At 65.2% G+C, this 22517-nt stretch carries 22 protein-coding genes; 3 read left to right on the top strand and 19 right to left on the bottom strand.

Features of this window, described 5'->3' with window-relative positions; genetic code table 11:
* Positions 1–2: 2 nt before the first annotated feature.
* From lepB to rpoE, 5 genes are all read right to left on the bottom strand, one after another.
* Positions 3–806 (bottom strand): signal peptidase I, encoded by an 804-nt coding sequence (lepB, locus tag ACYVGK_RS11105; RefSeq protein ID WP_460733652.1) that lies wholly within the window; start codon positions 804–806, stop codon positions 3–5.
* 155 nt (positions 807–961) lie between these two features.
* Positions 962–2755 (bottom strand): translation elongation factor 4, encoded by a 1794-nt coding sequence (gene lepA / locus ACYVGK_RS11100; RefSeq protein WP_460733650.1) that lies wholly within the window; start codon positions 2753–2755, stop codon positions 962–964.
* Positions 2756–2862: 107 nt separating this feature from the next.
* Positions 2863–4404: a DegQ family serine endoprotease gene (locus tag ACYVGK_RS11095; RefSeq protein ID WP_460733648.1), complete on the bottom strand. Its 1542-nt coding sequence runs from the start codon at positions 4402–4404 to the stop codon at positions 2863–2865.
* A gap of 79 nt (positions 4405–4483) precedes the next feature.
* On the bottom strand, positions 4484–5359 hold the full coding sequence (locus tag ACYVGK_RS11090; protein ID WP_460733646.1) for a sigma-E factor negative regulatory protein: 876 nt from the start codon (positions 5357–5359) through the stop codon (positions 4484–4486).
* Positions 5356–5985, bottom strand: coding sequence for an RNA polymerase sigma factor RpoE (rpoE, locus tag ACYVGK_RS11085; RefSeq protein WP_460733644.1), 630 nt, complete (start codon positions 5983–5985; stop codon positions 5356–5358). The genes ACYVGK_RS11090 and rpoE overlap by 4 nt, the downstream gene beginning before the upstream one ends.
* Positions 5986–6246: 261 nt before the next feature.
* Here rpoE and ACYVGK_RS11080 point away from each other — a divergent pair, with 261 nt between their 5' ends.
* The gene (locus ACYVGK_RS11080) at positions 6247–8307 is read left to right on the top strand and encodes a 3-hydroxyacyl-CoA dehydrogenase NAD-binding domain-containing protein (RefSeq protein ID WP_460733642.1); all 2061 of its coding nucleotides are present in this window, start codon (positions 6247–6249) and stop codon (positions 8305–8307) included.
* Between the two features lie 128 nt (positions 8308–8435).
* On the opposite strand, the gene ACYVGK_RS11075 is transcribed toward ACYVGK_RS11080, so the two are convergent.
* From ACYVGK_RS11075 to ACYVGK_RS11015, 13 genes are all read right to left on the bottom strand, one after another.
* Entirely contained in the window at positions 8436–8801 is a 366-nt protein-coding gene (locus ACYVGK_RS11075; RefSeq protein WP_460733640.1) for a PilZ domain-containing protein, read from the bottom strand.
* The gene (locus ACYVGK_RS11070) at positions 8798–9778 is read right to left on the bottom strand and encodes a DNA polymerase III subunit delta' (RefSeq protein WP_460733638.1); all 981 of its coding nucleotides are present in this window, start codon (positions 9776–9778) and stop codon (positions 8798–8800) included. The genes ACYVGK_RS11075 and ACYVGK_RS11070 overlap by 4 nt, the downstream gene beginning before the upstream one ends.
* Entirely contained in the window at positions 9775–10410 is a 636-nt protein-coding gene (gene tmk / locus ACYVGK_RS11065) for a dTMP kinase (protein WP_460733636.1), read from the bottom strand. The genes ACYVGK_RS11070 and tmk overlap by 4 nt, the downstream gene beginning before the upstream one ends.
* On the bottom strand, positions 10407–11474 hold the full coding sequence (mltG, locus tag ACYVGK_RS11060) for an endolytic transglycosylase MltG (protein WP_460733634.1): 1068 nt from the start codon (positions 11472–11474) through the stop codon (positions 10407–10409). Before mltG ends, tmk begins: the two co-directional genes overlap by 4 nt.
* Before the next feature lie 19 nt (positions 11475–11493).
* Positions 11494–12315: an aminodeoxychorismate lyase gene (pabC, locus tag ACYVGK_RS11055; RefSeq protein ID WP_460733632.1), complete on the bottom strand. Its 822-nt coding sequence runs from the start codon at positions 12313–12315 to the stop codon at positions 11494–11496.
* Complete coding sequence (locus ACYVGK_RS11050; RefSeq protein WP_460733630.1) at positions 12312–13667, bottom strand: aminodeoxychorismate synthase component I; 1356 nt, start codon at positions 13665–13667, stop codon at positions 12312–12314. Before ACYVGK_RS11050 ends, pabC begins: the two co-directional genes overlap by 4 nt.
* 101 nt (positions 13668–13768) lie before the next feature.
* Entirely contained in the window at positions 13769–15007 is a 1239-nt protein-coding gene (fabF, locus tag ACYVGK_RS11045) for a beta-ketoacyl-ACP synthase II (protein WP_460733628.1), read from the bottom strand.
* A gap of 187 nt (positions 15008–15194) precedes the next feature.
* Positions 15195–15434, bottom strand: a complete 240-nt coding sequence (gene acpP / locus ACYVGK_RS11040; RefSeq protein ID WP_187712453.1) for an acyl carrier protein — start codon at positions 15432–15434, stop codon at positions 15195–15197.
* Between the two features lie 133 nt (positions 15435–15567).
* Complete coding sequence (gene fabG / locus ACYVGK_RS11035) at positions 15568–16314, bottom strand: 3-oxoacyl-ACP reductase FabG (RefSeq protein WP_460733626.1); 747 nt, start codon at positions 16312–16314, stop codon at positions 15568–15570.
* Entirely contained in the window at positions 16314–17261 is a 948-nt protein-coding gene (fabD, locus tag ACYVGK_RS11030; RefSeq protein WP_460733624.1) for an ACP S-malonyltransferase, read from the bottom strand. Before fabD ends, fabG begins: the two co-directional genes overlap by 1 nt.
* Positions 17262–17424: 163 nt before the next feature.
* Positions 17425–18405 carry a beta-ketoacyl-ACP synthase III gene (locus ACYVGK_RS11025; protein WP_460733623.1) on the bottom strand — a complete coding sequence of 327 codons (981 nt, stop codon included), beginning with the start codon at positions 18403–18405 and terminating at the stop codon, positions 17425–17427.
* Positions 18406–18709: 304 nt separating this feature from the next.
* On the bottom strand, positions 18710–18904 hold the full coding sequence (gene rpmF, locus ACYVGK_RS11020) for a 50S ribosomal protein L32 (protein WP_460733621.1): 195 nt from the start codon (positions 18902–18904) through the stop codon (positions 18710–18712).
* Between the two features lie 34 nt (positions 18905–18938).
* The gene (locus ACYVGK_RS11015) at positions 18939–19469 is read right to left on the bottom strand and encodes a YceD family protein (RefSeq protein ID WP_460733619.1); all 531 of its coding nucleotides are present in this window, start codon (positions 19467–19469) and stop codon (positions 18939–18941) included.
* A 161-nt stretch (positions 19470–19630) separates the two neighbouring features.
* On the opposite strand from ACYVGK_RS11015, the gene ACYVGK_RS11010 reads away from it, so the two are divergent.
* Positions 19631–19987: a hypothetical protein gene (locus tag ACYVGK_RS11010; protein WP_460733617.1), complete on the top strand. Its 357-nt coding sequence runs from the start codon at positions 19631–19633 to the stop codon at positions 19985–19987.
* 1 nt (position 19988) lies between these two features.
* Positions 19989–20564: a Maf family protein gene (locus ACYVGK_RS11005; RefSeq protein ID WP_460733616.1), complete on the top strand. Its 576-nt coding sequence runs from the start codon at positions 19989–19991 to the stop codon at positions 20562–20564.
* Between the two features lie 24 nt (positions 20565–20588).
* Here the strand turns inward: ACYVGK_RS11005 and ACYVGK_RS11000 are convergent, their stop codons facing one another.
* Positions 20589–22448 carry a glycosyltransferase family 39 protein gene (locus tag ACYVGK_RS11000; protein ID WP_460733614.1) on the bottom strand — a complete coding sequence of 620 codons (1860 nt, stop codon included), beginning with the start codon at positions 22446–22448 and terminating at the stop codon, positions 20589–20591.
* Positions 22449–22517: the final 69 nt, after the last annotated feature.

Here is a 22517-nt window from a genome sequence, read left to right as displayed (position 1 = left end):
CGTCAATGAATGCCGGTGCCGATTCGGTGGTACTCGAGTCCGCCGTCCCAGCTCATCCAGATCAGAAATGCCTTGCCACGAAGTTGGCTCTCCGGCAGGAAGCCCCAGTATCGGCTGTCGTCGCTGTTCTTGCGATTGTCGCCCATCACGAAATACTGCCCCTGGGGTACGTCCCAATCGCCCTCCCCCGGATTGGTGAACGGCGAAGCCGCCGATTCCAGGACGGAGTGCGACCGGCCGGGCAGATTCTCACGCAATTCCAGGGATCCCGTCATCTCTGCCCCCTTGCCCTTGCCGGTATAGGTTCCGATCTCCTGGTAGGCGACCGGAACGCCGTTCACCGTCACTTGGTTGTCGTGGTAACCGACGCGATCGCCCGGCAACCCGATCACGCGCTTGATGAAGTCGACGCCCTTGTTCGGGTCATCCGGAGTATGGCCCGGAAAATGGAACACTACGACATCGCCGCGCTGCGGCTCGCCGATGTCGAAGAACTTCTTGTTGTTGATCGGCAGGCGCAGGCCGTAGGCGAACTTGTTGACCAGGATGAAGTCACCGGTCAGCAGCGTCGGCATCATCGAATTCGAAGGGATCCGGAAGGGTTCGGCCACGAAGCTGCGCAGGATCAGGACGATCGCCAGCACCGGAAAGAACGCCTTCGAGTAATCGACGACGACAGGCTCTTCCCCCTCGTCCAGCAAGCCGGCACCGGCGGTACGGCGCTTGGCCAGGAACAGCTTGTCCAGCAGCCAGACCAGGCCAGTGAACAGGGTCAGGACGACGAGGATGATCTCAAACCACTTCATGCTTGCTCCTTGGGAGCCGGAATGTTGGCGACTGGGAGGATAAGGTCGGACCGGACTGCCGTCCCGCTTGCCGGAAACCAGTCCCGGCAAGGCAGGTCCATCATGCTGCCAGCAAAGACAGCGATTGAAACTTCAGGTTCCCCAACCGGCAGGGATTACTTGCTGTCCACCTGCAACACGGCGAGGAAGGCTTCCTGCGGAATTTCCACGCGCCCCACCTGCTTCATCCGCTTCTTGCCCTCTTTCTGCTTCTCGAGGAGCTTCTTCTTGCGGCTGATGTCGCCGCCGTAGCACTTGGCGAGCACGTTCTTGCGCATAGCCTTGACCGTGCTGCGCGAGATGATCTGCGAGCCGATCGCGGCCTGGATCGCCACGTCGAACATCTGGCGCGGGATCAGTTCCTTCATCTTCTCGCACAGCTCGCGGCCACGGCGGTCGGCATGCGAACGGTGGACGATGATCGACAGCGCATCGACCTTGTCGCCGTTGATCAGCGTGTCCACGCGCACAAACGGGCCGGCGTCGAAGCGCAGGAAGTGGTAATCCAGCGACGCATAGCCGCGCGACACCGACTTGAGCTTGTCGAAGAAATCGAGCACCACCTCCGCCATCGGCAGCTCATAGCTGATCTGCACCTGGCTGGCCAGGTACTGGATGCCCAGCTGTACGCCACGCTTTTCCTCGCACAACTTGATGATGTTGCCGATGTAGGTCTCGGGCGTAAGGATGTTGGCGCGGATGATCGGCTCGCGGATCTCCTCGACCATATTCACCGGCGGCAGCTTGGCCGGGTTGTCCATCGGCACGATAGTGCCGTCGGTCTTCAGCACCTCGTAGATGACCGTCGGTGCCGTGCTGATCAGGTTGAGGTTGTACTCGCGCTCCAGGCGCTCCTGCACGATTTCCATGTGCAGCATGCCGAGGAAGCCGCAGCGGAAGCCGAAGCCCATCGCCTCGGAGCTTTCGGGCTCGAAGCGCAGCGCGGCGTCGTTGAGGCGCAGCTTTTCCAGCGATTCGCGCAGCGCCGGGTAGTCCTCCGCATCAACCGGGAACAGGCCGGCGAACACGCGCGGTTGCATTTCTTGGAAGCCCGGCAGCGGCTTCGGTGCCGGGTCGCTCGCGAGCGTCAGCGTGTCGCCGACCGGCGCACCGTGCACGTCCTTCACCGAAGCCGTGATCCAGCCCACTTCGCCCGCACCGAGCTTGTTCAGCACCTTGCGCTTGGGCGTGAACACGCCAACGCTGTCGACTTGGTGGGTACGGCCGGTCGACATCACCAGGATCTTGCTACCCGGGGTGATCTCGCCTTGCATCACGCGCACCAGCGACACCACGCCGAGGTAGTTGTCGAACCAGGAGTCGATGATCAGCGCCTGCAGCTTGTCGGTGTCGCGCGGCTTCGGCGGCGGGATGCGATGGACAATCGCTTCCAGCACCAGCTCGACGTTGAGGCCGGTCTTGGCGCTGATCGCCACGGCGTCTTCGGCGTCGATGCCGATCACGGCCTCGATCTCGGCCTTGGCGCGATCGACGTCCGCCGTTGGCAGATCGATCTTGTTGAGCACGGGAACGACTTCAAGTCCCTGCTCGACCGCGGTGTAGCAGTTGGCGACCGACTGTGCTTCCACGCCCTGCGCCGCGTCGACCACCAGCAGCGCGCCCTCGCAGGCGGCCAGCGAGCGGCTGACTTCGTAACTGAAGTCGACGTGACCCGGGGTGTCGATGAAGTTGAGCTGGTAGGTGTTGCCGTCCTTCGCCTTATACGGCAGCGAGACGGACTGGGCCTTGATGGTGATGCCGCGCTCGCGCTCGATCGGATTGGAGTCGAGCACCTGGGCTTCCATCTCGCGGGCCTCCAGGCCGCCGCAGAGCTGGATGATGCGGTCTGCCAGCGTCGACTTGCCGTGGTCGACGTGGGCGATGATGGAGAAGTTGCGGATCAGTTGCATGCGGGCGGCGTCGTGCCGTCTCGGAAAAATTAACGCGTGATTATCGCATACGCGACTGCGCCCGCCTTGTGGGCGGGCGCAGTGCGGTTCGGCAAAGGCGGAGGGACTCAGCCCGACTTGTCGCTATCGCCCGCGGTCACGGCGACGAACTGGGTCGCATTGCCGCGCCGGACCAGCAGCATCACGGTCTGCCCGTTCTTGACCCCCGACAGGGCACGGTCGAGCCCTGCCGTCGTGCCGACGGTGGTGCGACCGACCGAAAGGACGATGTCGCCTGGCTGCAGGCCGGCTTCCGCCGCCGCGTCGCCAATCCGGGCCAGACGCACGCCCTCGCCCGTCTGCAGGCCCAACTGCTGACGCTCGGAGCCACTCAGGTCCCGGCCCACCAGTCCCAGGGCGTTCCCGCGACCCGAAGCCGCCGGGGCCTGATCGTCGTCGCCCGAACCGGGCTGATCGACCGCGCCACCGGCCAGGCTCTCATCGAGCACGTCCAGGGTCACATCGAGCTCCCGTGGCTTGCCGTCGCGGATCAGGCTTAGATGGACTTTCGAACCTGGCGCGAGACCACCGATCAACGGCGGCAGATCGCTCGAAACGCTGACCGGGCGACCATTCACGGCGCGGATCACATCCATGCGCTCGACGCCCGCCTTGCCGGCAGCACTGCCCGGCACTACGACCGACACCAGGGCACCGCTCGCGTCCGGAAGCCCAAGACCGCGCGCTTCATCGGCGGAGATCGCCTGGACCTGCACGCCGAGCTGGCCGCGACGCACCTTGCCGACCTTCTTGATCTGATCGGCCGCGTTCATCGCCACGTCGATCGGGATCGCGAAGCTCACGCCCATGTAGCCACCGGAGTTGCTGAAGATCTGCGAGTTGATGCCAACCACCTCACCCGAGGTGTTGAGCAAAGGGCCACCGGAATTGCCGCGATTGATCGCCACGTCGGTCTGGATGAAGGGCACGTAGCGCTGGTCGGCGTATGGGTTCGCGCGACCAACGGCGCTCACGATGCCGGCGGTGACCGACTGGTCGAGGCCGAATGGCGAGCCGATCGCGACCACCCACTGGCCGGGCTTCAAGCGGGAGGACTCGCCGATGCGCAGATTGGGAAGGTTCTTGCCATCGATCTTGAGCAACGCCACGTCCGACTGCTGGTCGCTGCCGACCACCTTCGCCTTGAATTCGCGCCGGTCGGACAACTTCACCGTCACCGTATCCGCGCCCTCCACCACATGGTGATTGGTGAGCACGTAGCCGTCGCTCGAAATCAGGAAGCCGGTGCCCATGGAGAACCCACGGGGCGCCTGCGGCATCTGCGGCCCGTCGGGGCCTTCGGGGCCCTCGAACATCCCCGGCGGCAGCATGCGACGGAAGAATTCGGGAATCTGCTCGTCATCCGGCCCCTGGCGGGCAACGCGTCGCGAGCCGGTCTCGGCGCTGACGTTCACCACCGCCGGTCCTACCTGCTGGACCAGATTGGTGAAGTCCGGAAGCCCGGTCACGATGGGGGCCACCGGAACGGTTTGCGCCGTCGTGGTAGCGGGCACCGATGCACCGGAAGCCGGGGGTTGGGCGGTACAGGCGGCCGGCAGGCTGGCGGCGATGGCGCCGAGCACGGCCAGGGAACGAAGCGATCGATTCATGGAGTAGTGGTCGGTTTTGGTTGTGAAGATCCAAGGCGCCGCCCTGCGGTGGCACCTGGGGGAAGGGGCTCGTGTCGCGTCAGTGCTGCGGCTCGGTCGCCGGGGGCTTCGCCGCCGCGGCTTCAGGCAGACGCGGCTCGAACGGGTAGTACGACGAAGCAGGCGTCACGCCCGGATCAAAACTCACGCTAAACGCTCCGGCTCCAGCGTCCGGCAGCACGGCGCGCGGCCAGGGCCGTGTCGCGACGTCGTCGATGGGAGGATGGAAGGGCTTGCGGGTCGCAGTCGCCTCCGCGACAGCCACAACCCTCGAGCCGTCGTCGCTCGCGGTCGACGGTATCGGGCGCGGCGTCGAATGCGCGGGACGTTCGACGCGATGTGCGGCTACCGGTTGTGGGCGCGGAGCATCGGCCACAGCGAGCGAGGCGGCTGCGGTCGAGGAAGCCGCCGGACTAATGGTCGGAACGGCCTCGGCACCTTGCGTCGCCCGGATCGGTGCTGTCGCTGGCGCTACCACGCCACCGGCCACCTGCGGCGGAGCGCCAGTCGGCGACTGCGAGAACGGTCTCGCCACCAGCACTGCAACCATTGCCACCGAAGCCGCCAGCGCGGCGCCGCCAATCCAGCGACGGCGCGTGGTGACCGCGGCCGGGGAAGCAGCCACGGGGGCGACAGGCGAAGCCGCGACCGGCACCGCGCCTTCCGCGACTAGTTTTCGCATGACGCTCGCGGCGAAGTCCGCTGGAGCAGCCGAAGTGGCTTCGCCTCGCAACGCATCGCCAATCAACTGCCAGCGACCACAGGTATCGCGCCAGCCCGCATCATGATCCAGGCGCTTGAGTGCGAAACGCGCCGCATCGCCAGGCAGCGCGCCATCGAAGAGCGCGCTGAGCGTCTCCCGGTCGTCGCGCGGGTGCAGCGGATGGTGATTGGAGGTGTTGGAACCGTTGTTCATCGGTGCGCACGCTCACGAAGGTTTGCGTCGTAATCCAGCAGGGGCCGCAGCTGACTGTCGATCGCCTCGCGCGCCCGGAAGATCCGTGAACGCACGGTGCCGATCGGACAATCCATCCTGGCGGCAATATCCTCGTAACTCAGGCCGTCGACTTCGCGCAGGTTGATGGCCGTGCGCAGTTCTTCCGGCAAGGCTTCGACAGCACGCATCACCGTAAGTTCGATTTCCTGTCGCAACAATTCATGCTCGGGCGTTGCCGTCTCGCGCAGGCGCGTGCCGCTGTCGTACTGTTCGGCGTCGCCGGCATCGACATCGTCGGTGGGCGGCCTGCGATTCTGCGCAACGAGATGATTCTTTGCGGTATTCACGGCGATCCGGTGCAGCCAGGTATAGAACTGGGAGTCGCCCCGGAAATTGGGCAGCGCGCGATAGGCGCGTATAAAGGTTTCCTGCGCCACGTCCTGGCATTCGCTCCAGTCGGCGATGTAGCGGCCGATCAGCGCCACGATGCGATGCTGGTACTTGCGCACCAAGGCATCGAACGCGGCACTGTCGCCACGCTGCACGCGCCGGACCAGCTCCTGGTCCAGGTCGGATTCCGGGGTCAACGTATTTTCGGGCTTCACCGCACCTGTCTCCCTCAGCTCACGCTGCGGTCAGTCCGGCGAAGCTGGACCGTGTGACCGCCCGCGCGGGCGAAAGTTCATTCGTAGGACATTGATGGGGGCAACGACCATACGCCACAAGCGCCATCTGTCATGGTTCGACCATACGGTTTGACGAGGTCGAAACAAGCTCAGGATGATAGGACCATCCGGGCCCGGATGGCCTGCCCAAAACTTCGGCGCGGATTGCGCCGCCCCCACTGATTGAAAGGATGGTCCCGCATGATCGCTGGCCTCGACGGGCTTCGCTTGCAGCATTGGAAACTGGAACAGCGCGACGACGGCGTCGTGGTGCTGTCGTTTGATCGCGCCGGCAGCTCGGTGAATACCTTCGCGCAGGAAGTGCTGATCGAGCTCGACAGCGTGCTCGAACGCCTCGCGCTGGATCCGCCCAAGGGCCTGGTGCTGCGTTCGGCCAAGACCAGCGGCTTCATCGCCGGCGCCGACATCAAGGAGTTCGCCGAATTCGACGCCAAGGGCAACGTCAACGACGCCATCCGCCGCGGCCAGCAGGTGTTCCAGCGAATCGCCGAACTGCCCTTCCCCACCGTCGCCGCCATCCACGGCTTTTGCATGGGCGGCGGCACGGAGATGGCGCTGGCCTGCCGTTATCGCGTGGCTAGCAGTGACGCATCCACCCGCATCGGCCTGCCGGAAGTGAAGCTGGGCATCTTCCCAGGCTGGGGCGGCAGCGTGCGGCTACCGCGTCTGGTCGGCGCACCGGCGGCGTTCGACATGATGCTGACGGGACGCTCGCTGTCCGCGTCGGCGGCGCGCGGCATGGGTCTGGTCGACAAAGTCGTCGATCCCGCCTCGCTGCTGGAGGAAGCAGCCAAGCTCGCGCTGCGCGGCACGGAGCGTCCGTTCAAGCAACGCTTCATGGCATGGGCGACGAACACCTGGCCTGCCCGCCAGCTGCTCGCACCGATGCTAATCAAGCAGGTCGCGCGCAAGGCACGCAAAGAACACTACCCGGCCCCCTACGCACTGATCAGCTGCTGGCAACGCTCCAGCGGCGGCGTGCAGGCGCTGCTGTCGGCCGAGCGCAAGGCCGTGGTGAAGCTGTCTTCGACGCCAACCGCGCGCAACCTGATTCGTGTGTTCTTCCTGCAGGAGCGTCTGAAGTCCACTGGCGGCAGGGAGCATGGCATCAAGCACGTGCACGTCGTCGGCGCCGGCGTGATGGGCGGCGATATCGCCGCATGGTCGGCTTATCGTGGCTTCGACGTGACGCTGAGCGATCGTGAGCAGCGCTTTATCGATGGCGCGTTGAGCCGTTCCGCCGAGCTGTTCAACAAGAAAGTGAAGGACGACACCAAGCGCGCGACCGTGGCCGCACGACTCAAGGGCGACCTCGCCGGCGACGGCGTGACGCAGGCGGACCTGGTGATCGAGGCCATCATCGAAAAGCCGGAAGCCAAGCGCGATCTCTACACCGCGGTCGAGCCACGCATGAAGCCCGGCGCGCTGCTCACCACCAACACGTCGTCGATCCCGTTGACCGAATTGCGCGAACACATCGCACGCCCGGCGCAATTCGCCGGCCTGCACTACTTCAATCCGGTCGCATTGATGCCGCTGGTGGAAATCATCCGCCACGACGCCATGGCTCCGGAAACCGAGCAGCGCCTGGCTGCGTTCTGCAAGGCGATCGACAAGCTGCCGGTACCTGTCGCCGGAACGCCTGGCTTCTTGGTCAATCGCGTGCTGTTCCCGTACATGCTGGAAGCCGCCACGGCATTCGCCGAAGGCATCCCAGGCGCGGCGATCGACAAGGCCGCAGTGAAGTTCGGCATGCCGATGGGACCGATCGAACTGATCGACACAGTCGGTCTCGATGTGGCGTCCGGTGTGGGTGCCGAACTCGCGCCGTTCCTCGGGCTGCCAATCCCTGCTTCACTTTCCACGCCACCGGAAGCGGGCAAGCGCGGCAAGAAGGACGGCCAGGGTCTCTACAAGTGGGTCGACGGTCGTGCGCAGAAGCCGGAGCTGCCCAAGGACTACAAGGCGCCGGACGATCTCGAAGACCGCCTGATCCTGCCGCTGCTCAACGAAGCCGTCGCCTGCCTGCACGACGGTGTCGTAAGCGATGCCGACCTGCTCGATGCCGGCGTGATCTTCGGTACCGGATTCGCGCCGTTCCGTGGTGGTCCGATTCAGTACATCCGCGAAACCGGCGCAGCCGTGCTGCTGGAAAAGCTCAAGGCGCTGCAGGTGAGGTATGGCGAGCGGTTCGCGCCACGGAATGGGTGGTCGAACCCGGCGCTACTGAAGGCAGCGTGATTTTCGGCAGTCCATGGGACGGACAGCCTACCCAACAGCAAACGCCACCAGCGAGATATCCGGTGGCGTTTCGCCGGGCTTGGGATTCAACCGTTCCGCGTACCGCGTAGGCCTGGGGCCACGCGCAGTTACATCGTGTGCGTCGGGCGCTCCGCCGCCAGCGTACCGGCAAGCATGGCCTCGATCTTGCTCTTTACCGCTTCACCTTCGGCCGTGTCCGCGAACTGCACGCCGATGCCGGCCGGCCGGTTGCCTTGCGCACCAGTCGGGGTCACCCAGATGACCTTGCCTGCTACGGGCAGGCGTTCGGCTGAATCGGGCAAGGTCAGCAGCAGGAACACCTCGTCGCCAAGGAAATAGCGCTTGGCCGTGGTGACGAAAATCCCGCCAGACTTGAGGAATGGCATGTACGCGCTGTACAGCGCGGCCTTGTCCTTGACTGCGTGCGACAGAATGCCCTGCCGTGCACCGCCTGCTCCTGTCATTCCGCTCATCCCCTGCTTCCTCCCGCACCCGCCCGAGTTGCGCCGCTACCGCTCCAGGCGAGCAGCAATTCGATTACTGCCAGATCGGCGCGCACCGTAGTCCGCAAGAGGTCGCGGACGCGATTGGCGCGATCAAACCACTCGGCCAGACTGCGCGCTCGCACCGGATCGGTCAAGCAGGCGGCCTCGGCCAGCGCGAGATCCGCGGCATGGCGCAGGCGCAATTCGAGGTTGTCGTCGGCGGCCCAGCGCTGCGCGGTGTCTGCCGCGGTCGCTTCGCCTCGCGCAAGCTTCGACAAGTCGGTGGCGACTTCCCGTCGCAAGGCCAGCCCGCCCCCGTTCAGCCACTCATCCGCGAGACCGGGGTGCCCGCGGGCGGCTTCCAGTGCCTCGCGCGCCGCCGCCTCGGCATGACCGCGCGCTCGCAGCCAGACCAGGGATTCGTCGCCCGGCGGGAGCCGGAATTCGAGCTTCTGGCAGCGGCTGCGGATCGTGGCCGACAGCCGGGCCGGATGCGCGGAGACCAGCCACAAATAGCGGCCCGGCACCGGCTCCTCCAGTGTCTTCAGCAGCGCATTGCTGGCCGCATGGTTGATCGCCTCGGCCGGATCGATGATCACGATCTGGGCTACGCCATATTGCGGAGTGAGCGACAGACGCTCGGAAAGCTCGCGGATCTGCTCGATGACGATCTCGGTGCGCAGCCGCGTGCCTTCCTTGTTCGGAATGAACGACACGAACTGGTAATCCGGATGCGTCCCGGCCCCGAATAGGTGACAGCCACGGCATCGGCCACAGGGCTCGCCGTCCTCGCCACGTCGCTCGCACAGCAGGCGTTGCGCCAATCGTCTGGCCACTTCGCGCTTGCCAAGTTGCGCCGGCCCCGCGAACAACAACGCGTGCCCCAGGCGTCCGGCATCCAGGCTCGCGGCTGCCTGGGCATAGATCCGCTGCTGCCAGGGCGCGAAGACAGCCGGCGCGTTCATGCGTCCACCAGCGCGCGCAGATGCGCTACCGCTTCGGCGGCGACCGCTTCGACCGATTGCTTGGCGTCCACGACACGAAAGCGGCGCGGCTCGGCTTGCGCACGCGCCAGAAAGCCATCGCGCACGCGTTCGAAGAAATGGTCTTGCTCGCGCTCGATGCGATCGGGTGCAAGGTCGCGCCCGCGCGTGCGCTCGCGCGCATCAGCGACGCCGATATCGAGCAGCAGCGTCATCGCAGGCGCGATGCCGACGACGCGGCGCTCCAGATCCGCAATGAAACCCGCATCCATGCCGCGGCCTGCGCCCTGGTAGGCGTAACTGGAATCGGTAAAGCGATCGCTGATCACCCAGGCACCGCGCTGCAAGGCCGGCAGGATGACTTCGCGCACGTGTTGCGAACGCGCAGCGAACATCAGCAACAGCTCGGTCTCCGTCGCCGGCGGTTCGTGATGGGTATCGAGCAATAGTCCGCGGATCTGTTCGGCCAGTGGCGTGCCGCCCGGTTCGCGCGTGGACACGACCTCGAAGCCGCGGGCCAGCAGGAAACCACGCAGCGCCGACAGCACCGTGGACTTGCCGGCGCCCTCGCCGCCCTCGAGCGTGATGAACCGGGCGTGGGACTGCAACGTCATTGCTTCTCCGTCTGCGCAGGCGCCTGCTGGGCAGCGTGATAGTTGCGGATGTATCGGGCCACATTGGCCTGATGCTCGGCATAGGTCCGCGCAAACAGGTGGCGTCCGCTGCCGTCGCCAATGGCCACGAAGAACAGCGCGTCGCCGGGCGCCGGATTCGCCACTGCGTTGAGCGCATCGATGCCAGGCATGGCGATCGGCGTGGGCGGCAGGCCCGCGCGACGATAGGTATTGTAGGGCGTGTCGGTGCGCAGATCGGCTTTGCGGATGTTTCCACCGTAGGCCGAGCCCATGCCGTAAATCACAGTGGGATCGGTCTCCAACCTCATCCCAAGCTGCAATCGGCGCTCGAACAGGCCCGCGATCTGCGGACGTTCCGAAGCGACGCCGGTTTCCTTCTCAACGATCGAAGCGAGCGTGAGCATTTCGTCCTGAGACTTCAGCACCGTGTCCTGGTGACGTTGCTCCCAGGCGGTCGAGAGCGCCTTTTCCATGCTGGCATACGCGCGTTCCAGCACGTCGAGATCGCTGTCGCCGGCGGTGTACAAGTAGGTTTCGGGCAGGAAGCGGCCTTCCGGATGCTGGCCCGGGTGGCCAAGTGCCTTCATCAATCCGGCATCGTCCAGCTGCACAGTGTCCTGTTTCAGCGGCTTGGCGCGGGCCAGCGCGGCACGCATTTCGCGGATGTTCCAGCCTTCCACGATCGTGAAGCGACGCTGGATCACCTTGCCGTCGCGCATGGCGATCAGCAATTCGCGCGGTGTGGTCGAGGAGTCCAGCGGGTACTCGCCGATCTGCAGCTTGCCGGCCGCATGCAGCTCCCGTGCGAGCACACGCCATTCGAGCGATTCGCCCGTACTGATCCCGGCGTCGCGAAGTTTGCGCAAGACCGTCGGCAGCGAGTCGCCCGCCTGCACGACTATCGAAGCCCCCTCCGAAATACCCGGCATCGGGCGATAGGCGAAGCTGCTGTAGCGCTGCCAGCCCCAAAAGCCGGCGCCCGCGACGATCAGCACGAGAAGAAGAAAAAAGCCGCCGAAGCGGCGCTTGGGCTTGCGACTCACAACGTCTCCGGTTCGTTCGTTACTGGGTGAAGGCCGGATGCGCGAGAGCAAGCTGCCTCCGCAACGCGACCACCTGTGGATGCAGGGACCACGTGCGCTCGCCCAACTTCGCCACCGGCAGGATACCGCGCACCGCATTGCACAGGAAAACCGCGTCGGCGGTTTCGACATCGGTCACAGCAATGCGGGATTGGGTCGCCGTCAATGCATCCATGGCCCAGGCCCGGCAAACGCCAGCGACGCCGCATCGATCGATCCGCGGCGTGAGCCAGGTTCCATCGCGGAGCACGAACAGGTTGGCCGCCGTGGCGCAGACCACGTCGCCTTCCATGCTGCGCATCAGGCCTTCGGCGGCCCCCTTGTCCGGGGCCATCGGATCGAGCCACTCGGTGCGCGCTAGCACCTGTTCCATCCGGTTGCAGTGCTTCATGCCCGCGAGCGCGGGTTGCAGGGCCAGTCGGGTTTCGCACCAACGCACGGTGATTCCCGTCTCCGGCATTGCCGGCGGCAGAGGATTGACGGAAACGATCCACGTCGGCGTGTTGTCCGCGTCGGGGGCATAACCACGGCCGGAACTGCCGCGCGTGACGATCAGTTTGAGCACTGCATCCTTGCCGGAAAGCAGACTCGCGGCTTCGGTGTGCACTCGACTCGGCTCGGGCAGGACGATGCGCAGACGATGCGCACCGGCTTGCAGGCGTGCCCAGTGGGCATCCCACCACGGCAGTTCGCCACGATGCGCGCGCATCGTCTCGAACAAACCATCGCCGTAAGCCACACCGCGATCGTCTGCTGCGATCGCATCGAAGCGGGTGTCGCCCACGAAGATGCGCGCGTTCATCCCGCGACTCCGAGCGCGCGCAGCATGCCGCGCGCCTTGGCGCGGGTTTCCTCGAGTTCGCGTTGCGGATCGGAGTCGGTCACGATGCCCGCGCCCGTGCGAAAGCGCAGCGTCTTGCCTTCTACTTCGCCGCTGCGGATCAGGATGTTGAGGTCGAGATCGCCATCGCGATTCAACCAGCCAATCGCGCCGGTATAGGCGCCCCGCCCCACGGCTTCGAGCTCGGCGATGATCTGCATGCAGCGCACCTTTGGGCAGCCGGTGATCGTGCCGCCCGGAAACACCGCACGGATCACCTCGCCTGGCGTGGTGCCCTCGCGCAGCCGGCCGCGAACATTGCTCACGATGTGGTGCACGTGCGCGTAACTTTCCACGGTCATCAGTTCGTCGACCTCGACGCTGCCGGGCGTACAGACGCGCCCCAGGTCGTTGCGCTCGAGATCGATGAGCATCACATGCTCGGCGCGCTCTTTGGGATGGCCGACGAGTTCGCGGATGCGCTCGGCGTCGTCATCCCCGGCGAAGCGGGCGCGTGTTCCGGCGATGGGACGTGTTTCCACGAGATCGCCGCGCACCGACACGAGACGCTCCGGCGACGAGCTCACCACCGCCCACTCGCTTTGCGCAAAGATCCCTGCAAACGGAGCGGGATTATTTTCGCGCAGCCGTTGGAACAGGGCCGCAGGATCCAGTGAATCGACGAAGCCGGCGCGCCATACGCGCGAGAGGTTCACCTGGAAGACATCACCCGCGGCAAGGTAGTCGCGAACGCGCTGCACGCCGTCCGTATAGCGTTGCGGCTCGTCTTCTTCGATGGTGGCGGGTGGTTGCCAAGGCGGTAGCGAGGGAAGCGCCACCGCGGCTTGAACATCCGCCGCAATGGCATCGAGCATCTCGGCCTGGGCAGGCTCCGCGACCGCGATGCATTCGCCCGTGACATGGTCGCGCAGCACTGCGGCAGGGCAACGCAACGCCAGCGCAACCGGAACATCGCCGGGCGCATCCGGCAGGCGCAGAACCGGCTCGACTTGTGCGGCCAGTTCATAGCCGAGCAGCAATGCCCAGCCACCGCGGAATGGCCAGCGCGGCTCATCGCGCGCCACGCGTTGCGATTGCCACGCGGCATCCAACTCGGTGAAAAAATCGCCAGCGAGCGACTGCCCGGTTCCATCTCGCGACACGCCATCGCGATCCAGCCGTAGCCTGTCGCCATTGGTCAACAGCAGCAGGTCCCAACGCCCCTGCGCCGTGCCGTGCGCGCTGGATTCCAGCAGCAGCGGGTAACGCAACGGCGCCAGCCGATGCAGGGCAAGCAGGTCCAGCGAGGACGGCAAGGAGCGGGTCAACAACATGGGCGTATTAGACCGCGTTTGCGACGGACTTTTGCAGGAGACCGGAAAAAGCGATCCCCGCCGGAGCGGGGATCGGATGAACGTCTCGCGGGCGCCAGCGATCAGATGCGCTTGAACACCAGCGAGCCGTTGGTACCGCCGAAGCCGAAGCCGTTGGATACGACCACGTCGACCTTGGCTTCGCGCGCCGTGTGCGGCACGTAATCGAGATCGCAGCCTTCGCCCGGGTTATCGAGGTTGATCGTCGGCGGGATGATGCCCTTGTGCAGCGCCATTACGGTGAAGATCGCTTCCACGCCGCCCGCCGCACCCAGCAGGTGACCGGTCATCGACTTGGTCGAGGAGACCATGGTCTTGTAGGCGTAGTCGCCCAGCGCGCGCTTGATCGACAGGGTTTCGGCCAGATCGCCCAGCGGCGTCGAGGTACCGTGCGCGTTGAGGTAGCCGATCTGTTCGGGATTGATGCCGGCATCCTTGAATGCCGCGACCATGCAGCGCGCGGGGCCTTCGCCGTTCTCGCTGGGCGCGGTCATATGGAACGCATCGGACGACGCGCCGAAGCCGGCCAGCTCGCAGTAGATGCGCGCACCGCGGGCCTTGGCGTGTTCGTATTCCTCGAGGATGAGGATGCCGGCGCCATCGCCGAGCACGAAGCCGTCGCGGTCCTTGTCCCACGGACGCGAGGCCTTGGTCGGCTCGTCGTTGCGGGTGGACATCGCCTTCATCGAGCAGAAGCCGCCGACCGACGTCGGCGACGAACCGCGTTCGGCACCACCGGCGATCATCACGTCGGCGTCGCCGTACTGGATCATGCGCATCGCCATGCCGATCGAGTGGTTCGACGTGGCGCAGGCCGAGACGGCGGAGAAATTCGGGCCCTTGGCACCGGTGATTAGCGACACCTGGCCGGGCAGCATGTTGATGATGGTGCTGGGCACGTAGAACGGCGAAATCTTGCGCACGCCGCCTTCGTGGTACTTGATGGTCTGCTCTTCGATGCCGAGCAGGCCGCCGATGCCGGAACCGATCAGGGCGCCGGTGCGTTCGGCATTGGAATCGTCGATCTTGTAGCCCGCATCTTCCAGCGCCATCAGCGACGCGGCGACGCCGTAATGGATGAACGCATCCATCTTCTTGGCGTCCTTCGGATTCACCCACTTGGTGATATCGAAGTCCTTCACCAGGCCGGCGATGCGGGTGGTGAACGGTGACGGGTCGAAATGGGTGATCGGACCGATGCCGGACCGGCCATTGATGATGCCGTCCCAGGTCGTTGCCAGGTCGTTACCCAGCGGCGACACGGTACCCATACCGGTGACCACTACGCGTCTCTTCGACATGAAACACACTCCGAACGCTGCGCCGGGATTACCGGCAGGATTGCGGTTGAAACGCCACGGTATGGTTTCCGCGGCTCAAAAACGCGGGGCCGCAGAAAGCGGCCCCGGTCTGGTTTTGTGGTTCGCCATCAACGAAAGGATCGGATGGAAAACCACCGGAGCCGGCGTACCGGGCTCCGCGATCACATCAAGCCTTGACGTGGGCCTTGATGTAGTCGATGGCCTGCTGCACCGAGGTGATCTTCTCGGCTTCCTCGTCCGGGATTTCGCACTCGAATTCTTCTTCGAGGGCCATCACCAGCTCGACGGTGTCGAGCGAGTCCGCGCCGAGGTCGTCGACGAACGAAGCGTTGTTGGTGACTTCATCTTCCTTCACGCCGAGTTGTTCGACGACGATCTTCTTGACGCGCTCTTCGATGCTGCTCATTGGGTCTCACTCCTCCCGGGATCGGGAAATTCGATGGAATAGTCTAAATGAATCACGGGCGTTCGCGAAGGTCGCAAAAACCCTTTTACTTCAACCGGTTACGGTTACATGGGCAACCGGCCGAAGCGAATTTTCACGGCATGTACATGCCGCCATTGACATGCAAGGTCTCGCCGGTGATGTAGGTCGCGGCAGGGCCTGCCAGGAAGGCTACCGCACGCGCGATGTCGGCAGGTTCGCCCAGGCGACCCAGTGCGATCTGGCTCATAAGCGCCTGCTTGGCGTCTTCCGGCAAGTCCTTGGTCATGTCGGTCGCAATGTAACCCGGCGCAACGACATTGACGGTGACACCGCGCGAGCCGATTTCCTTCGCCAGCGACTTGCTGAAGGCGATGATGCCGGCCTTGGCCGCGGCGTAATTGGTCTGGCCGGCATTGCCGGTAACACCGACGACCGAAGCGATATTGATGATGCGGCCCTTGCGTGCCTTCATCATCGCGCGCATCACCGCCTTCGAGGTGCGGTAGACGCTGGTGAGGTTGGTATCGAGGATGGCCTGCCAGTCCTCGTCCTTCATGCGCATCAGCAGGTTGTCGCGGGTGATGCCGGCGTTGTTGACCAGGATCGAAACCGCGCCGATGTCCTTGGCGATGCCGTCGATCAGGGCTTCGATCGATTCGGCCTCGCTTACGTTCACCACGCGGCCGTGGCCGCCATGCGCGGCGAGACGATCGGCAATGGCCTTGGCACCGGCTTCCGAGGTCGCCGTGCCGATGACCGTGGCGCCCTGCGCGGCGAGTTCGTCGGCGATCGCGGCACCGATGCCACGGCTGGCGCCGGTGACGAGTGCGATTTCACCGGACAGCGGGAGATTGCTCATTACTTCCACTCCGTCATTGCGGATTCGAATTCCGCGCTCGTGCCGAGCGCGCGCGCCTCGATCGACTTGTCGATGCGCTTGATCAGGCCGGCCAGCACCTTGCCGGGGCCGCATTCGGCGATACGGGTGATGCCGCGTGCGGAAAGTGCCTGCACGCAACCGGTCCACTGCACCGGCAGGTACAGCTGACGGACGAGCGCGCCGCGGATCGATTCGACGCCTTCGTGCACTTCGGCGTCGACGTTTTGCACTACCGGCAGTTGCGGGACGTGCCAGGCAGTGCCATTCATGGCCTCGGCAAGCCGGTTGGCCGCTTCGCGCATCAGCGGCGTGTGCGAGGGCACGCTCACCGCGAGCTTCACGGCCTTGCGCACGCCGCGTTCGCCAAGCGTCGCGAGCGCCTTGTCGACGGCGGCGGCATGACCGCCAATCACGATCTGACCCGGCGAGTTGAAATTGGCGGGAACGACGACTTCGTCGCCGGACACGGCCTTGCAAACCTCGAGAACCAGTTCGTCCTCGGCGCCGAGTACGGCCGCCATCGCGCCGGTACCGGCGGGCGCGGCGTCCTGCATCAGCTGACCGCGCAGGCGCACCAGGCGCGCGCCGTCGTGCAGCGACAAGGTTCCGGCGGCGACCAGCGCGGTGTATTCGCCCAGGCTGTGGCCAGCCAGCACTGACGGTTGCGCACCGCCCTGCTGCTGCCACGCGCGCCACACCGCAACACCCGCGGCGAGCAATGCCGGCTGGGTGAACTCGGTGCGATTGAGTTGTTCTTCCGGTCCGTCCTGCGAAATCGTCCACAGGTCCACGCCGGCACCCTCGCTGGCTTCAGCGAAGGTATCGCGGACGAGCGCGTGCTGACCGGCGAGTTCGCCAAGCATGCCCAGCGACTGCGAGCCCTGTCCGGGAAACACGAATGCAAGTTGCGAAGAAGGCTCCGTCACGGCGGTTCCCTTCAAAAAAGACGCGGCATGATACGGGCGAAGGCGGTCATTCGTCTGTACCAGTGCGTATGCAGGCCAATGACCGCCTTGTAGAGCGGAGCTTGCTCCGCTGCACTTGAAACGGCCGTATGAAAAGCAGCGGAGCAAGCTCCGCTCTACAAGATCAATAGCGCAACAGCGCAGAGCCCCAGGTGAAGCCGCCACCGAAGGCTTCCAGCAACACCAGCTGGCCGCGCTGCACCTTGCCCGAACGCACGGCTTCATCCAGCGCCAGCGGCACCGAACCCGACGACGTATTGCCATGCTTGTCGACCGTGACGATCACGCGCTCCATCGGCATGTCCAGGCGCTTGGCAGTGGCTTCGATGATGCGCAGGTTGGCTTGGTGCGGGATCAGCCAATCGATGTCGTGACGATCCAGGTTATTGGCTTCGAGCGTTTCCTCGACCACGGAGTCGAGCGCCTTCACGGCGTGCTTGAACACTTCGTTGCCGCTCATGTGGATGCGCACGCCGGCGTTGTCTTCGCCCGGCTTGAAGCCGACGGAGACGCCGACCGGATTCCAGAGCAATTCCTTCTTGCCGCCATCGGCGTGCATGTGCGTGCTGAGGATGCCGGTCTCGGTATCGGCCTTGAGCACGACTGCACCGGCACCGTCGCCGAACAGCACGCAAGTCGTGCGATCGCTCCAGTCGACCATGCGGGTCAGGGTTTCCGCACCGATCACCAGCGCGGTCTTGGCCGCGCCGGAACGGATGAACTTGTCGGCGACGGTCAGCGCGTACACGAAGCCGGAGCAGGCCGCGTTGACGTCGAACGCCGGGCAGCCGTCCGCACCGAGGCGATGCTGGATCAGGCAGGCGGTGGACGGAAAGATCAGGTCCGGCGTAGTGGTGCCGACCACGATCAGGTCGAGATCCTTGGCATCGACACCTGCAGCCTCGAGCGCACGAACTGCAGCGTTGTAGCCGAGGTCGCTGGTGGTCTCGCCTTCGGCGGCGATGTGGCGGTTGCGGATACCGGTGCGGGCGGCGATCCACTCGTCGGTGGTGTCGACGATCTTCGACAGGTCATCGTTGGACAGTGCCTTTTCCGGCAGATAGCTGCCGGTACCTGCGATACGCGCGAACACTTGCTGGGTCATGCCTGTCTCATTCGTGGAGCCGCGACGGGAGCGCCAGGCGCCCGGGCCATCCGGCGGAAGCGGAGCGTCCGGGGCACCCGGAGCGCGGATGCTGAATGCTACTCGCTTGGGCGCCCTTTGGCGCATTGCACAAACGCAAACGGGCGCACAAAGCGCCCGTAATTTCTAACAGGGCCCCAGGAATGGATCCGGAACCCAAACGCGAACGGGCGCATAAGCGCCCGCTTCGTCGCCGGCGTTGCACGGCCGCGCAGCGGCCGTTCCAACGGCGGCAATTATTCCGGCGCAAAAAGCGCCGGAATAATCATTCTTCGTCAGCGACCTTCGACTGGACGTCGATGACCTTCTTGCCGCGGTAGTAACCGTCGGCAGTGACGTGATGGCGCAGATGGGTCTCGCCCGAGGTCGGGTCGGTGGCCAGCTGCTTGGCCGACAGAGCGTCGTGCGCACGGCGCATGCCACGCTTGGACGGGGTGACGCGGGACTTTTGAACTGCCATGGTCTTGCTCCAAAAATTCGCTAGTTAAAGCTGGTTATTTGTTCGGTTTCGACTTCAATGCCGACAGCGCGGCAAACGGATTTGCGCGCTCTTGTTCCACCTGCGTGGCGGGCCAGTCGCGCTCCACCGCCTCGCCGCCGGGCTTCACCGGCACCACCGGCACGGCGAGGATCAATTCATCCTCCACCAGCTCGGCCGTCCGCAGCTCGCCGTCGTCCGGCACCAGCAGCGGCTCGTAACCTTCCGGCAGCGCAGCCTCTTCCGCTTCGTCGCGAATGAGACCGAGCCGCTGCACGATCTTCACCGGCAGAAGGAATCGCTCCAGGCTGCGCTGGCATTCCAGCGGCAACTCGGCCTCGATGCGCAACTCGACGTAAGGCACCTGCAGCGAGTCGCGATCGAATTCGAGCGCGAACCGCACATCACCTTGGGTATCGAGCAGGCTGCCTTCCAGCCGTGTCAGCGCCGACAGCGGCAGGTGTCCTTCGACCCCGCGCCGCGCCGCCACCATCCGCCAGGCGTCCAGATGTTCGGGGACCCGTTCGGATGGCGTGCCAGCTGACATAAGACGCGGGATGGTAGAGGCCGCGACCACCTGCTGTCAAACCCGCAAGTCCTTGTGGTGGCGGGGTTTTGCTCCCGATGGGTGCTCAATTGTCTAAACAGGCCCCGGCGGTTCAGACTGAAGCTCCCATTCTCGCAGTCGGCGCCGTGACCCTTCACGCATTGCTCTGGATTCTGGTCGCGGCGGGTGTCGTGACCGTGCTGATGGTCGCCCTGCGCCAGAACGCCCCCCGCCGGCGCGCCCGGGCCCTCCGGGAGCTGCTGGATGCGGCCGATGCTTTGGAAGCCCGCCTGCGCACCGCCCGCGCCGAAATCGAAGCCGTGACCGGCAACCAAGGCTCGGACCCGGTTGGCGACGCGATGCGTGAGATGCTCCGACAGCGCCTGTGGCTGCGCGACCATGGTCGCGAGGCGACCCTGGAGCAGTTGGCCGAAGTCCGCAACACCATCGACACGGCCCGCGAACGCATCGATGCCCAGCTGATCAAGATCGCGCGGGCCCGCGCACCGCAGACCTGACATGTCCCGCCTGATTCTCGCCTCGACGTCGGCGTACCGGCGCGAGCTGCTAGCACGGTTGCGCCTCCCTTTCGACACCGCCCGGCCGGACGTCGATGAGACTCCGCTTCGTGACGAAACGCCCTTGGCCCTGGTCGAACGCCTGGCGATCGCCAAGGCGGGTGCCATTGCCAGGCGCGAGCCCAGGGCGTTCGTGATCGGCTCCGACCAGGTGGCCGAATTCGACGGCACCCCGCTAGGCAAGCCGGGCGACCGTGATGGCGCACTTGCGCAGCTGAGCGCAATGTCGGGCGAGGTGGTGCGATTTCGCACCGCGGTGTGCGTGCAGCACGATGGCGATGTGCCTCGCGTGACTATCGACACGACCACCGTCCGGTTCCGCGCGCTTACCCAAGTCGAAATCGCGCGCTACGTCGATGCGGAACAACCATTCGACTGCGCCGGCAGCTTCAAGTCGGAAGGGCTGGGAATCACGCTATTCGATGCGATCGAGACCGAGGACCCCACCGCTCTCGTGGGGCTCCCGCTCATTGCTACGGCTCGGCTGCTGCGCGAAGCTGGCTTCGCGCTGCCATGACGACGGTTCGAACAAGCCGCAGCGCTACCTGATCTCAATCGGTTGCTCGGACCAGTCTTCGCTGCTTCCATCTCGACCATGTAGCCGCAATCCGAGCCAATGGCGTCCGGCGACGGTTTCCGGGAGCTGGACGCGCGCACTGAAGCCCACATTCGGGTGCTGCGGATCGTTGGAGCCTGGCCACGAGTGCTGCAGGCCCTCGTAGGGCTTGCCATAGTCGCCTGAAGCGACCACTCGCCCATCCAGCAGGACCTCCACGCTTGCGAGTCCGACGCCGTCCTTGAAGGCCCACCCGCGCACCTGAAATTCACGCGCTACCCGATCGCCTCCCGCAGGCGAATCGATCCAGGCCATGGCCGGCGTAGTGCAGGCTCCTGTGCGTCGCTCGTCCAGCGCAAACAAGGCAAAGCGCCGTCGTCCGTGATCGACATTCAGCACCCGCGGCGCGGGCAGCGGGCCCACCATTTCGCACAGGGCGTGATAGCGCTGCAGCAGCCCTCGATACGGGACATCGGAGATGCCCACGACGAGCAATGCAGGGCGCTCCGACCAATCGCGCACGACGCCCTGCTCCAGGCTCCACAAGTGAAGCTGGGGCGCGCGCCCGTGCTTGTGATTGAGCGGATGATCGAGCACGGGAATCGCAGGGTCGCCGAGGGCAAAACCGAGCTCGGCGCCGACCTTGAAATTGTCGGCGATGACGCGAGTGTCGGCAGGCATGCGCTCGCGCTCCTGCTGCACGGCATCGGCGAGTTCGTTCCAGCCCGAGAAATTGGCGGGATACCCCTTGGAAGTCGCGCCGCTCGCGCGGACGGCCGGCACCGAGACCGCGATGTAATAACCCAGCGTCGCCAGCAGTCCGAGGCCCGCCAGCATCCACGCGAGCGTGCGCAGCGCGCGCGGCCAGCCCGCCAGCACCGCGGGCAGCAGCGGCACCAAGGCAAGGTATCCAGGCAACGGCCAGTGAAAACTCACCCGCTCGCTATCGGCAAAGAAACCCAGCAGGAAGAAGCCCGCCACCACCAACCCGCCCAGCAGCGCGAAGTAACGGGAAACCGGCCGAGTACTGCGACGCCCGGACCAGGCGGCCTGCATCAGCCCGACGAACAACAGGGGCGTTACCAGAAGCATCTGGATCGCGACAAACCAGAGTCCATCCAGATGGAACGACCACGGATGCCGATCCACCAGCTGGAACCGCAGGCCAGCATCGGCGTTGCGCAGGTTCCAGGCCAGCAAAGGGAGCCACGCCAGCGCACCCAGCGCGATGGCTCCCCAGACGCGAGGATCGCGTAGAGATCGACGCCCCTCGGCAAGAATTAGCAGGGCGCAGAAGCCCACGCCGATCACCGCGACGAAGCGGTAATGGCTCAACGCACCCAGGCTCAAACCCAAGGCCAGTTCCAACGCGCTCGCGGTGGTGACTTCACGCAGCAAACGCGCGCCGGCATCCACGCACAACAGGGTCGCCAGCGCGAGCATCGCATCGGGAAGCGCCAGCAGGCCGAGCGTGCCTGACAACGGCAACAACAGTGCGAAGCAACCGGCCTCCCAGCCGCTGCGCTCTCCGAATTCGCGCGCGGTCAACCTGGCCATCAAGATTGGCACCAGCGCGACGACGATCAGGAAAGGGGCTCGCAGTGCGAGCACGTGCTGGCCGCCCAACGCCACGCCGAGGCGGGCCAGCCATGCGGTCATGCCCGGGAGGTCGGAATAGGCAGCGGCCAGATGCTGACCTTCCTGCCAATAGAACGCCTCATCGACAAAGAGCGGCAGCCTTGCCGCCACCGTCAGCTTGAACAGCAGCACCGCCGTCCACAGCGCCCAGAAAGCACCTCGCACGAAGCGGGCATCGTCCCGCGTCGCCATTACCTCGACACCCATCGAAGATCCAAAAAAACAACGTCAAGCATGAAGCGTTTCGCCCCGGCTACACTGCGAGTATCGACGAGG

The sequence above is a fragment of the Lysobacter tyrosinilyticus genome (genome assembly GCF_054779815.1).
This window is presented reverse-complemented; position numbering and strand designations above follow the sequence as displayed.